This is a genomic window from Paenibacillus sp. FSL H7-0940 (assembly GCF_037979415.1).
Classification (GTDB): domain Bacteria; phylum Bacillota; class Bacilli; order Paenibacillales; family Paenibacillaceae; genus Paenibacillus; species Paenibacillus amylolyticus.
Map to the genome: position 1 here is coordinate 744692 of NZ_CP150280.1, position 14253 is coordinate 758944.

Here is a 14253-nt window from a genome sequence, read left to right on the forward strand (position 1 = left end):
GGATATTTGTCAGAGCAAACACGCAGCATACAAATCTCCCTCCAGAGTGCGGGAGAGGGCCAATCTCTTTTTGGACCCCAAGATACTTTTCTTAAACTGATTGAATCCGAGATTCCCGCCCAGATTGCATCCCGTGAAGCGGAGATTGTGATTTTTGGCAACGCACAGCAGGTGGAATCGCTTGAACAATTATTTGATGTGTTACTGCAATTGATACGCAACGGATATGTGTTAACTGAAAGAGATGTGAAGTATGCGATTGAACTTGCCAAGGATATGCGGGCAGACCAGCTATTGGATCTGTTCAAGGGCGAGATTACGACGACATACCGAGGTAAACCAATCCGTGTTAAAACCATTGGACAGAAGCACTATGTAACTACAATTAAAAAACGTGATATTGTATTTGGCATTGGTCCTGCCGGTACGGGTAAAACCTACCTTGCTGTTGTACTGGCTGTTGCTGCAATTAAAGAAGGCAGCGTCAAACGCATTGTACTCACACGGCCTGCTGTTGAAGCGGGAGAGAGTCTTGGGTTTTTGCCAGGTGATCTTCAGGAGAAGGTAGACCCGTATCTGAGACCACTGTACGATGCCCTGTATGACGTTATGGGACAGGAACAGACCGCTAAGGCACTGGAGCGAGGGTTGATCGAAATCGCGCCACTCGCCTATATGCGGGGGCGTACGCTGGATGACTCCTTCATCATTCTGGATGAAGCACAGAATACAACGCCGGAACAGATGAAGATGTTTCTAACCCGTCTTGGTTTTGGCTCCAAAATGGTCATCACCGGAGATGTGACACAGATTGATTTACCGCGTGGTAAGAAATCCGGACTTGTGGAAGCGAATACGATCTTGAACGAAGTTAACGAGATTGGATTTGTCTATTTTGCCGAGCAAGATGTTGTCCGGCATTCCCTTGTCCAGAAAATTATCGTGGCTTACAACCACGCCGCAGAAAATCAAGCATAGAAAGGGATTGTCTAAAGTGACCTCGAAGGAACCGTCAAAAGGCAAATCTTTTCAGAATAAGGCTACAGGATGGAAGTATAGCGTGTGGGCACGCTATCTTCTGTTTTTGTTTCTGGTGATTCTTTTCTACGTGAGTCTGGCTTCCAAGCTGCTCCCTGAGCGGTATGATATTCAGGAAGGTACACGGAGTGAAGTGGATATTGCTGCGCCCATGCAGATTCCGAATAACAAGGCCACACTCAAAGCACAGGAAGAAGCTGCAGAACGGGTACAGCCGATATTTCAGATTGTTCAGTTGCGAAACGAAAATTTGATGACTACCCTGCTTGACCGTGTAGATCGATTAAATCAGGATGATCAGATTTCAAGTCAGGACAAGATTGATATTTATAAGGATGAAATTCCGCAGCGTCAGAAGGACTTTGTGACCAACTATATCAATAATAATCGGAAAGCCGGTACATACTCCGAGACTCTTTTGGAAGAGATCAGAAATGTGGTACAGGAGCAAAGCTACCGTATTCCCGAAGAAACTTACATCAAAATCTCGCGTCTGACATCGGATGATATCCAGGAGATGAAACCGGTTGCGAGGGATATTGTTGCCCGGTTAATGACGGATCAGATCAGCGATGCAACCACTGCCCGTGCCAAAGTAGCTGAGATGGTGAGTGTCAGCTCTCTTGGTAAGCGAACGCAACGTGAGGTCGTGCAAGAGCTTGCTCGCCTAGTGGTGACAGCGAACCGTTTCTACGATGAAGAGGGAACCAAGGAAGCCAAAGTACAGGCGCGTGAGAACACGCAAACCGTCTTTATCAAGCAAGGGGACACATTAGTTGCCAAGGGTGAGATGATCACTCCGGAGATGTATACTTTGCTGGATGAAAATGATTTGCTGAAAAATGAAGTGAACTACTGGCCGCAGCTTGGGCTTCTTATGTTTTCCTGCCTGTTGTCAGCAGCCATTCTGATGTATATTCAGCAAGGCAGCGGAACACATTTTAAGTATAATAATGCCCAGCTGTTGATGCTTGTTCTCATTTTTATTATTACGATTGTGGTTATGCATGTGACGGCGATTATCCAGACCAATGAGAGGTCTTATGTTGGCTTCCTTGCACCTGTTGCGGTAGGAGCGATGTTAATTGCGCTCTTGCTGGATACGTCGCTTGCCTTTGTATGTTCGATTTTGATCGGTATGTTGTCCAGCATTATTTTGAATACGCATCAGGGTCAACTTTTTGACTTCGAACTGGGTTTCTTCGCTGTATTGGTTTCATTTGTTGCGATCTTCGCAACTCATAAGGCTAGCCAGCGATCAACGATCCTGAAAGGGGCCATTATGGTCTGTCTGTTCGGGTCCATAGCCGTCTTCACCCTGGCTTTGATTGACTCGGGCGATTGGAATCGAACTACGACACTGTATGGCGTTGGGTTTGCATTTGCTGGTGGAGTGCTGACTGCCATACTGGTCATTGGGCTGATGCCATTTTTCGAAACTTCATTTGGCATTTTGTCAGCGCTCAAACTGGTAGAACTATCTAATCCGAACCATCCGCTTCTTCGCAAGTTGTTGACGGAGACACCGGGTACCTATCATCACAGCGTTATGGTAGGTAATCTGTCCGAAGCAGCAGCAGAAGCCATAGGAGCTAACGGATTGCTCTGCCGAGTGGGTTCGTATTATCATGATATTGGCAAGACAAAGCGGCCCATCTATTTTATTGAAAATCAAAACAATATGGAGAATCCGCATGATTCAATTGATCCGAAACTGAGCAAATCCATTATCGTTGCCCATGCGCGCGATGGGGTGGAAATGCAGAAGGATTACAAGCTGCCCAGACCTATTCGGGATATTGCGGAACAGCATCACGGCACGACATTTCTCCACTATTTCTATCACAAAGCACTGCGCCAGGCGGAAGAAGCAGGCGTTGAGCCTGATTTCACGGAAGAAGATTTCCGTTACCCTGGGCCGAAGGCTCAGTCCAAGGAATCGGCTATTGTTGGCATTGCCGATAGTGTGGAGGCTGCTGTGAGATCTTTGCGCAAACCGACCGTGGAGCAAGTGGAGTCCATGATTGAGAAGATTATTAAAGGACGATTGGACGATCATCAATTCAATGATTGTGACCTTACGATGCGTGAACTGGATATCGTCGCTAGGACATTGAAGGAAACGGTGATGGGTATCTTCCACTCCAGGATAGAATATCCGGAGGAGATTAAGAAACCAAAGCCCACTTCACCCGAAGCAGGCTAATTCAATAATAGTTCGTGTTCAAAAAGGTCGGTTTTCAGTACCGAGAAGATGGGATGAAGATAGAAATGGAGTAGCGGAGCGTAGGGAAAACTACGTGATCAACGGACATTTCGGCTGAATTCCATATTCGATGCTGAGGATGCCCCTAGGCATCCTTCGTAATCAAAAGAGGGCTTTTTGAACAACCTCTAATATTAGTAGACAGGAGTTATGAAAGAATGAGTCTTAACCTGGCATGGAATAATGAACAACAGGATAAAGAAATTACAGAACCGATGATTGCAATGCTGGAACAGTTGCTTAATCTAGCTGGAGAAGCGGAAGGTGTTGCAGACGGAGAAGTGGCTCTGACTTTTGTGAATGATGAGCAGATTCATGAGTTGAACCGTGATTATCGCGGCATTGACCGTCCTACGGATGTACTGTCATTTGCGATGAACGAAACGGTAGATGAAGAACTAGATATTATCTATGAGCTGGACGAAGATGAAGAAATGGAAGAAATGCCGGATGTTCTTGGAGACATCATCATTTCCGTACCACGGACCATCCTGCAAAGTGAAGAGTATGGACACTCATTTGAACGTGAACTTGGTTTTCTGTTTGTCCATGGTTTCTTGCACCTGCTCGGATACGACCATCAGGATGAAGCAAGTGAGGCTGAAATGATGGGCAAACAAGAAGCGGTATTGGCCCAGGCCGGGTTGACACGATAATGAAAAGACGCTCCTGGGGTCTGGTATTCCGCAATGCTGCGGAAGGAATCGCATATGGGTTGCGGACTCAGCGTAATGTGAGAGTTCACACGGGAGTGGCTATTTTGATGTGTGCAGCCGGCTTTTTTTTCAAAATCTCAAGAACGGATTGGATGTTTGTGCTGACCGCTGTATTTTTGGTCCTGGTGACTGAATTGATGAACACGGCTGTAGAGGCAGCAGTTGATTTGGCACATCCCCATATCCATCCGCTGGCAAAAGCGGCAAAGGATACCGCGGCCGGGGCAGTTCTTCTGGCTGCGGTATTCGCCGTCATCATCGGTTGTATCGTTTTCATTAAGCCGGTGATGAACTGGTTAGGTTTGTACTGATTTTGTATTAACTTTGTTTTGATTCGTTTTGTTTGATTTTAATACTACACACTAATATAAATTTACTTGATGCAAACACGATAACGGAGAAGTCAGAAGAGACCTGAAGAAACGAAGTGTGCGCCTTTATCCCCGGATTTTCCCTTATTAAAAGGGATCGAAAAAATCTGGGGGTAACAGCGATCGGAAGGTTGTTCTGACAGCGGAGTGTCCAGTGTAAATGCACTAGTTTTATTTTATATTGCACCCTAAGGGAGAGAACATTAATGGATAACGGTTTGTTAATGCAAGAAGCAATTAAGGCACGTACGAAGGCGTATACGCCTTACTCCCATTTTGGTGTTGGCGCGGCTTTGCTTGACAGTGAAGGTCATGTGCATCATGGTTGTAATATTGAGAATGCTGCGTATACACCAGGTAACTGTGCTGAGCGTACGGCGATGTTCAGTGCCATTGCAGGTGGGCAGAAGCCTCGCAGCTTCACAGCGATTGCCATTGTGGGCGACACGGATGGTCCGATTGCTCCATGTGGCGTATGTCGTCAGGTCATGTACGAACTGTGTGAACCTGATATGAAAGTCATCTTGGGGAACTTGAAAGGTGATCTGCAAGAGACCACCGTTGCTGAACTGTTACCTTGGGCTTTTGGGCCTTCTGATCTGAATTCTGCCAAAAAATAAACCAATATTCCAGGCCTAGGCGCCTGAGGAGGAACATATGAAAAAACAAGCATTTAAATCCGGTTTTGTAGCCATTATTGGACGTCCAAACGTAGGTAAATCCACATTGATGAACCAGGTGATCGGACAGAAAATTGCGATTATGTCGGACAAGCCACAAACCACACGTAATAAAATTCATGGTGTGTATACATCCGAACATCAGCAAATCGTTTTCCTGGATACACCCGGTATTCACAAACGTCAATCCAAACTTGGCGATTATATGAACCAGACTGCTTTGAATACGCTCGGAGAAGTAGAAGCAGCACTGTTCCTGATTGACGCTTCGGAGGGTTTGGGTGGCGGTGACCGTTACATTGCGGAACAATTGAAAAATATCCGTACACCTGTCATTCTTGTCATGAATAAAATTGACAAAATTGAGCCGGAAGCACTGCTGCCACTCATTGAGACGTATCGCAAGCTTCACGATTTCGCTGAAATCGTTCCTGTCTCTGCCATGCTTGGCAGCAATGTCAGCACGTTGCTGGAACAGCTCGGCAAGTATTTGCCAGAAGGTCCACAGTACTACCCTGATGACCAGGTTACTGACCATCCGGAGCAGTTTGTATGTGCCGAGTTGATTCGTGAGAAAATTCTGCAAATGACTCGTGAAGAAGTGCCTCACTCTATTGCTGTAACGATCGAAGATATGAAAGTGCAAGATAACGGTGTCGTTTATATCTCAGCTGTCATTTTTGTAGAACGGGATTCCCAAAAAGGGATCATTATCGGGAAGCAGGGTGCCCTTCTGAAAGAAGTAGGTAAACGAGCTCGACACGATATTCAGAACTTGCTCGGCTCCAAAATTTTCATGGACCTGTGGGTTAAAGTGAAAAAAGACTGGAGAAATCAGGATAGAGTTCTGCGTGACCTTGGCTTTGGCCGCGACTGATCGTCGGAATTGTATCCAGTAATTGCAACACATAGTTTACCTTGCAAGACTCCATCCTATTTGGTAGATGCAGACGTCATTTCCGAAGAGAGGATGAAATTCCGATGCGAGATTTTTCGTGGAAGGTTTTTGCGATGACGGGGGATGTAGAGTCCTATTTGTTATATACCGAGGCGTGTAACTCGTTAGGACAGGAGTCGGATCATGCAAGGGAAGTGATTGAAGATGAAGAAGCCGAAGGATAACTGGCTGATTCGGGAATGGTTAGGTGACGAGGCATGCTATACAGGGTGGAAGGGATTGTCATCCGCAGCATGGACTACGGCGAAGGGAACAAAATCATTACGCTTTGCACCGAAAGCGGCGGGAAAGTAGGGGTACTCGTCCGCGGTGCCAAAAAGCCCAAGAGCCGACATGCTGCACTGGTGCAGCCGTTTACGTATGGTCAATATGTATATTTTCGCAATACAGGTCTAGGCACACTGAACGCTGGAGAAATTGTTGAATCTTATCATGAGTTGCGTGAAGATCTGGTCAAGGCCTCATATGCTTCTTATGCGTGTGAACTATTGGATCGGGTGCTTCAGGATGAAGAGACAGGTACATTTTGGTTCAAACAGTTAAAGGCGTGTTTGCAGGCGTTGAAGGAAGAGAAAGACCCGGTTGTTATTACAAGTCTGTACGAAATGAAAATATTACAGGCATCCGGATATGGTCCACAGTTCGATGAGTGCATCTCCTGCAACCAGGAGCGACCAGATGAGCAGTTGTTCATAAGTCCCAGACTTGGTGGCGTCTTGTGTCGAGCATGCAAACATTTCGATCCTCCAGCGATTTCAGTAAGTCCAAGGGCTCTGAAGTTGATGCGTTTGTTCGCGCAGTTGGATCTGCAGCGCTTGGGGAATATATCAGTGAGTGAGTCTACCCGTGATGAGATCAAAAAGTTGATGCGTGCCTTTATGGATCATCAGCTTGGTCTGAATCTTAAATCCCGTTCTTTCCTCGATCAGATGGAGAAGTACGGGATTTGAGGCGTTTTGGTGGAAGTGAAACTATATCTTGACTTCATACTAGATTTTATATATTATGAAATATAATTTCTCTTTATGAGACATGCATTGAACGAGAAAGTAAAAGACTGGATTTATTGCATTTATGGAGACAAGTCTTTGTTTAACACTTGGTAATCATGAATGAGCGAGCCGGGGATGGTGGGAGCCTGGCTGAATCGGTCTTTGAAACGGCACTCGGGAGCATGAATGGACACGGAAAAGTGGGCTGGAACGAACAGGATCATCCTGTTTGATCTAAGCCAAGTAGGGTGGAACCGCGGGAATAGCTCTCGTCCCTACGTCTGTACAACAGGCGTAGGACGGGGGCTATTTATTGTTGTCTTCACCGTCCTAAGCTTGCTAACAAACCATTGAAAAGGAGCATGATTATGAATTTTCAGCAGATGATTCTAACGCTGCAACAATTCTGGGCCGAGCATAACTGTATTATTGTCCAGCCATACGATACGGAAAAAGGGGCAGGTACGATGAACCCGATGACCTTTTTACGCTCGCTTGGACCCGAACCTTGGAAAGTGGCCTATGTGGAGCCTTCCCGTCGTCCTTCGGACGGACGTTATGGTGAGAACCCTAACCGGCTCTACCAGCATCATCAGTTCCAGGTAATCATCAAGCCTTCTCCGGACAATATTCAGGAAATTTACCTGGAAAGTCTAAAGCGTCTGGGCATTGACCCGCTCAAACATGATATTCGGTTTGTTGAAGATAACTGGGAGAATCCTTCCCTTGGTTGTGCAGGTCTTGGTTGGGAAGTCTGGTTGGACGGCATGGAAATTACGCAATTTACCTATTTCCAACAGGTTGGTGGTATCGAGACAAATCCGGTAGCTGTTGAAATTACGTACGGTATGGAGCGTTTGGCTTCTTACATTCAGGATAAAGAGAATGTGTTTGATCTGGAATGGGTGGAAGGTATCACTTATGGTGATGTATTCCGTCAGCCAGAATTCGAACACTCTAAATATACGTTTGAAGTATCTGATGTCAAAATGCTGTTTACACTCTTCAACATGCATGAAGAAGAAGCAAACAAGGCCATGGCGCAGCATCTGGTATTCCCGGCATATGACTATGTGCTGAAATGTTCCCACACGTTCAACCTGTTGGATGCACGTGGAGCCATCAGTGTAACGGAACGTACGGGTTACATCACACGTGTTCGTAATCTGGCTCGCCAAGTCGCTGCAACATATATGGAAGAGCGTGAGAAGCTAGGCTTCCCGCTGATCAAGAAAGGGGGAGCCGAGCATGTCTAAGGATCTGTTGTTTGAAATCGGGCTGGAAGAAGTACCTGCACGCTTTATGCGCGCAGCAATCGCACAGCTGCAAGAACGTGTCGTGAAATGGCTTGACGCATCCCGCATTGCTTATGGTGAAGTGAATGCATATGCTACACCGCGCCGTCTGGCTGTTTTGATTCACAATGTGGCTGAAAAGCAGGAAGATATCGAGGAAGAAGTGAAAGGTCCTTCACGCAAAATCGCCCTGGATGACAGTGGCAATTGGAGCAAGGCTGCACTCGGATTCGCCCGCAGTCAAGGTGTTGAACCCGACCAGTTCACGTTCAAGGAACTGAACGGTGTTGAATATATCTATGCAACGAAGAGCAGCAAAGGTGTGGAGACGGCTTCTGTAGTTGGCGAAGGATTACTTTCTGTATTACATGCCATGACGTTCCCGAAATTCATGCGTTGGGCTTCCTATGATTTCAAATTTGTACGTCCAATCCGCTGGATTGTGGCTATGCTCGGCAGTGAGGTTATCGATCTGGAAGTGACAGGTGTTAAGTCGGGTAATGTAACTCGTGGACATCGTTTCCTCGGTAAGGAGGCTGTGATCTCCACTCCGTCTTCATACGTGGAAGTGTTGCGTTCCGAACATGTCATTGCTGATATCCAGGAACGTGAACAGATGATTGTATCCCAGATTCAGGCACTGGCTGCTGAGAAAAAATGGGATATTGCGATTAAGGAAGACTTGCTGGAGGAAGTTCTGTTCCTGGTGGAAACACCTACCGTATTGTTCGGGACATTTGACTCCTCATTCTTGAATATTCCACAAGAAGTATTGATTACTTCCATGCGTGAGCATCAGCGTTATTTCCCTGTACTGGACAGTGAAGGACAATTGTTGCCATTCTTCGTGACGGTACGTAACGGTGGAAGTGATTCACTGGACGTTATTGCCAGAGGGAATGAAAAAGTTCTGCGTGCACGTCTGTCTGATGCCAAGTTCTTCTATGAGGAAGATCAGAAGTTACAGATTAAGGATGCATTGTCGAAGCTAGAAAGTATCGTCTTCCAGGAAGAATTGGGAACGGTTGGAGATAAAGTGCGTCGTATTCGCAAGATTGCCGATGGTCTTGCTGCCAAACTGCAAGTATCCGGTGATGTTGCCGAATCCGTTAGCCGCTCAGCAGATATCTGCAAATTCGATCTGGTGACACTGATGGTGGGAGAATTCCCTGAACTGCAAGGTGTGATGGGTGAGGATTACGCTCGTAAAGCCGGCGAAAAAGAAGAAGTGGCCAAAGCGGTATTCGAACACTATCAGCCACGTTTCGCTGGAGATCAATCCCCTGCTTCTCTTGTTGGTGCCATTGTGAGTGCAGCGGACAAAATGGATACAATCGTGGGTTGTTTCTCCATCAACATTATTCCAACGGGTTCTCAGGATCCGTACGCGCTGCGCCGTCAGGCTGCAGGTATTGTACAGATTTTGCTGGATCACAAGCTTCCGCTGACATTGTCAGACGTGTTCGGAGTAGCACTTCAAGTACATGCCCAGATGAACTTGTTGAAACGTGCAGATGAAGAGGTTCGTAAAGATCTGCAAGACTTCTTTGGTCTTCGTGTGAAAAAATTGTTGTCCGAAACCGTTCGCTACGACGTAGTGGATGCCGTAATTTCTTCCGGATTCGATGATATCAGCGCCGTGGTTCCAAAAGGTGAAGCGTTGATGGCGGCTGTTCTGACAGGAGACGCATTCAAAACAACGGTTGAATCGTTCAACCGTGTGGGTAATCTGGCTGCCAAAGCATCCAATGCTTCCGTACATCCAGAACTGTTCACAGAAGATGGAGAACGTCAGCTACATGAGGCATGGAGCAAAACGAATGCAGAATATCGTCAGGCGTTGACTCAGCATCATGCTGCTGAAGCACTGGCTATTGCATCTGCCTGGAAGGATGGTATTACCTCATTCTTCGATTCGGTCATGGTTATGGCTGAAGATGAAGCCGTTCGAGCGAATCGACTTGCCTTGCTCGCGGCTATTGATCGTGACTTGAAAGGATTTGCTGATTTTTCCAAGTTGGTTTGGTAATTGGACATATTTCATGAGTCCTTTTCCACAGACTTGGCGCAAAGCTAAAATTCAGTATTAAAGAAGGATATATGAGGGTATAAATATACGGAACGGGTTGTGAAATGTATTTTTGACAACCGCTCCGTATTTTAGCCTTTGATTTCCCTCGTTCCGGCAGAAGGATTTTGCCTGGCCGGGGTCGTATATAACAATATGCAGCTATTTTATGAAACCGGGTGGTCTGGGTTTGAGTGAGTTAAATATACGCCACATTGTTGTGGATGGTGATGCTTGCCCGGTCAAAACCGAGATTGCGCAAACCGCTCGCCTTTTCAACATCCCCGTATTGTTAGTCTCTTCATTTGATCATTTGCTTCAAGGAGGAGAAGGGGTACGAACCGTGCAAGTGGATCGCAGTGATCAGAGCGCAGACCTGTATATTGCTAATCATATTAAGCCATATGATGTGGTTATCACTCAGGACTATGGACTTGCGGCACTTGCGCTTGGCAAACGTTGTTATGTTTTGTCCTTTCGTGGTCGTGAGTTCAACGATCGTGACATTGATTTCATGTTGGATTCTCGTCATACTGCGGCCAAAGCACGAAAAAGAGGTCATTACGGGAAAGGCCCAAAGCCTTTCACAGAGCAGGATCGAGAAATGTTTCAACATAAACTGACAAAACTTTTAAAAGATTTGCAGGAGAATGTGTAAGTTTATCGAATTATATTTACGTGTTGAAGAGATGAAGGTGGCCAGAGATGAGTACCGGACAAGGCGGTATACCCGAAAGTATTATTGAATCGGTGTTACAGCAGAATGATATTGTCGATACGGTGAGCCGATTTGTGCATCTGACCAAACAGGGGAAGTATATGAAAGGCCTCTGTCCTTTTCATTCCGAGAAGACGCCTTCGTTCACCGTTACACCTGAGAAACAAATTTTCTACTGCTACGGTTGCGGCACGGGTGGAAATGCCATCAAATTCAGGATGGAAATCGAAGGGTTATCCTTTCCCGAGGCTGTCAAAACGATGGCGGAAGAAAGTCACATCTCTATGGGGGACTGGCAAGGGCGTGAATCTGCTCATGTGAATCCGGAGACGGAACGTCTGTTGGAGGCTTATGAGCTTACCGCGAAGCTGTATCATTTTTTGTTGAAAAATACAGAGCACGGCAAGTCAGCCATGGAGTATTTACGCTCAAGAGGTTTTGGCGATAAGTTGATCGACCAGTTCCAGATTGGTTTTGCACCAAATCGTTGGGACACACTGGTACAATTTCTTGAGAAACGTAACTATCCACTCGAAGAGATGGAAAAGGGTGGACTTCTGTCACCGCGAAATGAAGGTCAGGGATATGTGGATCGATTCCGAGACCGGATTATGTTCCCGATTAATGGCAGGAGCGGTAAGCCGATTGCATTTGCAGGACGCATATTGGGAGATGGGCAACCGAAGTATCTAAATTCACCGGAAACCCGGTTATTTAACAAAAGCCGTGTTCTCTATAATCTGCATCATGCCAAAAATGCAATTCGCAAACAAAGACAAGCCATTTTGTTCGAGGGATATGGAGATGTCATCTCCGCATGGGATCAGGACATCCAGAATGGTGTAGCGGCAATGGGTACTGCGCTAACCGAGAATCAGGCACTGATGCTCAAAGGGATGTGCGACGAAGTCATCATATGTTATGACGGCGACAGAGCAGGACAGGCTGCTGCACTCAAAAACTTCCCTATTCTTGAGGAAGCTGGATTGCAGGTCAAAGTGGCTCTCATTCCCGAGGGACTTGACCCGGATGATTTTATCCGGAAGCATGGTGGTGAACGGTTCCGAAACCAGATTGTGGATGGTGCCGTGACAACTACAAAATTTAAACTTATAAACTTAAAAAAAAACCATATACTGCTAGAGGGTGGCGGACAAATCGCCTATTCGAAAGAAGCAGTAAAGTTGATTGCACCCTTACCTTCTCCAACAGAAAGGGAAGTGTATCTTCGTGAACTGGCTGCAGAAGTGGACGTATCCTTCGAAACATTGAAGCAGGAGTGTAATGAAGAACGGGAGGCGATGAAAAATAACCTCCAGTATGGGGATAATAACCCGAAAAGGTGGAATAATGGTAGGCAACAAAATAGGCAGGTGCCTACACCCAATCTGTTGCCGGCTTACCATGCAGCTGAACGCAAACTGATCGCCTGGATGTTGCAGGATGATGAGGCTGCCCAGTACGTGAATGAGCATCTTGGTGAAGCTTTTAACTTGGATGATCATGCAGCTATTGCTGCTTATCTATATGCCTACTATGCGCAAGGCAAACCGTCGGATACAAGCCGTTTTATGTCTTCACTGCATGACGATCGCCTGGAAAAAACGGTCAGTTCGATCTCGATGATGGATGGTCCAGGTGAATGGAGTATTCAAATGCTCGATGATTGCATCAGAGAAGTGCTGAAGCATCCGCGTAAGAAAGAGTACGATTTGAAAAAAGAAGAAATGATTGCTGCAGAGCGGGCAGGTGATTCTGTACGCGCGGCACAGATTGCAATTGAAATGATTGCCCTAGAGAGACAGTGAACGTCTGATGATTAGATGTTTCTAGGGAGGAGGGAGTCGAATTATGGCGAATGATCAGCATACTGAACTAGAAACAGAATTGACACTGGATCAGGTTAAAGATCAATTGATTGAATCAGGTAAGAAAAGAGCTTCGCTGAATTACAAGGAAATTATAGAGAAACTCTCTCCTTTTGAGCAGGATGCAGAGCAAATGGATGAGTTCTATGAGCAACTGAGCGATCTGGGCATTGATGTAGTGAATGAAAACAATGAAGAGGTTACACTTCGTCCTAGTGAAGATTCCGAGAACAACACCAGAGAGGGAGAGGACGAATTCCACTTTGATGATGATCTGAGCTTGCCGCCAGGTATCAAAATCAATGACCCTGTCCGTATGTACCTCAAGGAAATTGGTCGTGTGCCACTGTTGTCGGCAGATGATGAAGTACAACTGGCTAAACGGATTGAGAACGGGGATGAAGAAGCCAAGCGTCGTCTGGCTGAAGCTAACTTACGGCTCGTTGTCAGTATCGCCAAGCGTTACGTTGGACGTGGAATGTTGTTCCTTGATTTGATTCAGGAAGGTAATATGGGTCTGATTAAAGCGGTTGAGAAATTCGACCACAAAAAAGGATACAAGTTCAGTACGTATGCAACATGGTGGATTCGCCAAGCGATCACTCGTGCTATTGCTGACCAGGCGCGCACAATTCGTATCCCTGTGCATATGGTGGAGACGATTAATAAGCTGATCCGGGTATCCCGTCAGCTGTTGCAGGAACTTGGTCGTGAACCGACACCAGAAGAAATCGCTGCTGAGATGGATCTGAGTGTAGAGAAAGTTCGTGAAATTACGAAGATTGCACAGGAACCGGTTTCTCTGGAAACACCAATTGGTGAGGAAGATGATTCCCATCTGGGTGACTTCATTGAGGATCAGGAAGCACTTGCTCCGGCGGATGCTGCTGCGTATGAGTTGCTGAAAGAACAGCTCGAAGATGTGTTGGATACATTGACTGAACGTGAAGAGAACGTGCTTCGTCTACGTTTTGGTCTGGACGATGGACGGACGAGAACGCTGGAGGAAGTCGGCAAGGTATTTGGTGTTACGCGTGAGCGTATTCGTCAGATCGAAGCCAAGGCTCTTCGTAAGTTGCGTCACCCGAGTCGTAGTAAACGACTCAAGGATTTCCTCGAATAATCGAACTATGGGAGACTTTCCGCAAGACGCTTTAGCGGCGGCGGGGTCTCCTTTATTTTTAATTTAAACGTCTTGATTTCTTGGTTTTGGAAATTCATCCTTGAAATGTTTTATTGGATTTTATTTTATCGCTTTTCCTTGTTCAATGCAAATCAATAAA

13 protein-coding genes are annotated in these 14253 nt (G+C 46.2%); all 13 read left to right on the forward strand.

Annotated features, from left to right (window positions below):
* The first annotated feature begins 6 nt into the window (after window positions 1-6).
* The 13 genes from MHB71_RS03090 (at window position 7) to rpoD (ending at window position 14093) form a co-directional block, all read left to right on the forward strand.
* Entirely contained in the window at window positions 7-978 is a 972-nt protein-coding gene (locus tag MHB71_RS03090; RefSeq protein WP_017687243.1) for a PhoH family protein, read from the forward strand.
* Window positions 979-994: 16 nt separating this feature from the next.
* Window positions 995-3244 carry an HDIG domain-containing metalloprotein gene (locus tag MHB71_RS03095; RefSeq protein WP_091013988.1) on the forward strand — a complete coding sequence of 750 codons (2250 nt, stop codon included), beginning with the start codon at window positions 995-997 and terminating at the stop codon, window positions 3242-3244.
* A 218-nt stretch (window positions 3245-3462) separates the two neighbouring features.
* Complete coding sequence (gene ybeY, locus MHB71_RS03100) at window positions 3463-3960, forward strand: rRNA maturation RNase YbeY (protein ID WP_036674804.1); 498 nt, start codon at window positions 3463-3465, stop codon at window positions 3958-3960.
* Window positions 3960-4331, forward strand: coding sequence for a diacylglycerol kinase family protein (locus MHB71_RS03105; protein WP_105599729.1), 372 nt, complete (start codon window positions 3960-3962; stop codon window positions 4329-4331). The genes ybeY and MHB71_RS03105 overlap by 1 nt, the downstream gene beginning before the upstream one ends.
* Before the next feature lie 266 nt (window positions 4332-4597).
* Window positions 4598-5011: a cytidine deaminase gene (locus tag MHB71_RS03110; protein WP_036615035.1), complete on the forward strand. Its 414-nt coding sequence runs from the start codon at window positions 4598-4600 to the stop codon at window positions 5009-5011.
* Between the two features lie 37 nt (window positions 5012-5048).
* The gene (gene era, locus MHB71_RS03115; RefSeq protein WP_047843779.1) at window positions 5049-5948 is read left to right on the forward strand and encodes a GTPase Era; all 900 of its coding nucleotides are present in this window, start codon (window positions 5049-5051) and stop codon (window positions 5946-5948) included.
* Window positions 5949-6052: 104 nt separating this feature from the next.
* Window positions 6053-6193, forward strand: coding sequence for a YqzL family protein (locus tag MHB71_RS03120; RefSeq protein WP_091013993.1), 141 nt, complete (start codon window positions 6053-6055; stop codon window positions 6191-6193).
* A 33-nt stretch (window positions 6194-6226) separates the two neighbouring features.
* A complete protein-coding gene (gene recO, locus MHB71_RS03125; RefSeq protein ID WP_091013996.1) occupies window positions 6227-6979 on the forward strand; it encodes a DNA repair protein RecO in 753 nt (250 codons plus the stop codon).
* Window positions 6980-7389: 410 nt separating this feature from the next.
* Complete coding sequence (gene glyQ / locus MHB71_RS03130) at window positions 7390-8277, forward strand: glycine--tRNA ligase subunit alpha (protein ID WP_017687252.1); 888 nt, start codon at window positions 7390-7392, stop codon at window positions 8275-8277.
* Complete coding sequence (gene glyS / locus MHB71_RS03135) at window positions 8270-10345, forward strand: glycine--tRNA ligase subunit beta (protein ID WP_091013999.1); 2076 nt, start codon at window positions 8270-8272, stop codon at window positions 10343-10345. Before glyQ ends, glyS begins: the two co-directional genes overlap by 8 nt.
* Window positions 10346-10553: 208 nt before the next feature.
* Complete coding sequence (locus tag MHB71_RS03140; protein ID WP_047843776.1) at window positions 10554-11042, forward strand: YaiI/YqxD family protein; 489 nt, start codon at window positions 10554-10556, stop codon at window positions 11040-11042.
* A gap of 47 nt (window positions 11043-11089) precedes the next feature.
* Window positions 11090-12910: a DNA primase gene (gene dnaG / locus MHB71_RS03145; protein ID WP_091014001.1), complete on the forward strand. Its 1821-nt coding sequence runs from the start codon at window positions 11090-11092 to the stop codon at window positions 12908-12910.
* Between the two features lie 43 nt (window positions 12911-12953).
* The gene (gene rpoD / locus MHB71_RS03150; protein WP_017687256.1) at window positions 12954-14093 is read left to right on the forward strand and encodes an RNA polymerase sigma factor RpoD; all 1140 of its coding nucleotides are present in this window, start codon (window positions 12954-12956) and stop codon (window positions 14091-14093) included.
* Window positions 14094-14253 lie beyond the last annotated feature (160 nt).

Excerpts from the sequence above, each read along its gene's own strand:
- ybeY (WP_036674804.1), top strand. The coding sequence starts at position 3,463 with ATGAGTCTTAACCTGGCATGGAATAATGAACAACAGGATAAAGAAATT.
- MHB71_RS03105 (WP_105599729.1), top strand. The coding sequence starts at position 3,960 with ATGAAAAGACGCTCCTGGGGTCTGGTATTCCGCAATGCTGCGGAAGGA.
- MHB71_RS03110 (WP_036615035.1), top strand. The coding sequence starts at position 4,598 with ATGGATAACGGTTTGTTAATGCAAGAAGCAATTAAGGCACGTACGAAG.
- era (WP_047843779.1), top strand. The coding sequence starts at position 5,049 with ATGAAAAAACAAGCATTTAAATCCGGTTTTGTAGCCATTATTGGACGT.
- MHB71_RS03120 (WP_091013993.1), top strand. The coding sequence starts at position 6,053 with ATGCGAGATTTTTCGTGGAAGGTTTTTGCGATGACGGGGGATGTAGAG.
- recO (WP_091013996.1), top strand. The coding sequence starts at position 6,227 with ATGCTATACAGGGTGGAAGGGATTGTCATCCGCAGCATGGACTACGGC.
- glyQ (WP_017687252.1), top strand. The coding sequence starts at position 7,390 with ATGAATTTTCAGCAGATGATTCTAACGCTGCAACAATTCTGGGCCGAG.
- glyS (WP_091013999.1), top strand. The coding sequence starts at position 8,270 with ATGTCTAAGGATCTGTTGTTTGAAATCGGGCTGGAAGAAGTACCTGCA.
- MHB71_RS03140 (WP_047843776.1), top strand. The coding sequence starts at position 10,554 with ATGAAACCGGGTGGTCTGGGTTTGAGTGAGTTAAATATACGCCACATT.
- dnaG (WP_091014001.1), top strand. The coding sequence starts at position 11,090 with ATGAGTACCGGACAAGGCGGTATACCCGAAAGTATTATTGAATCGGTG.
- rpoD (WP_017687256.1), top strand. The coding sequence starts at position 12,954 with ATGGCGAATGATCAGCATACTGAACTAGAAACAGAATTGACACTGGAT.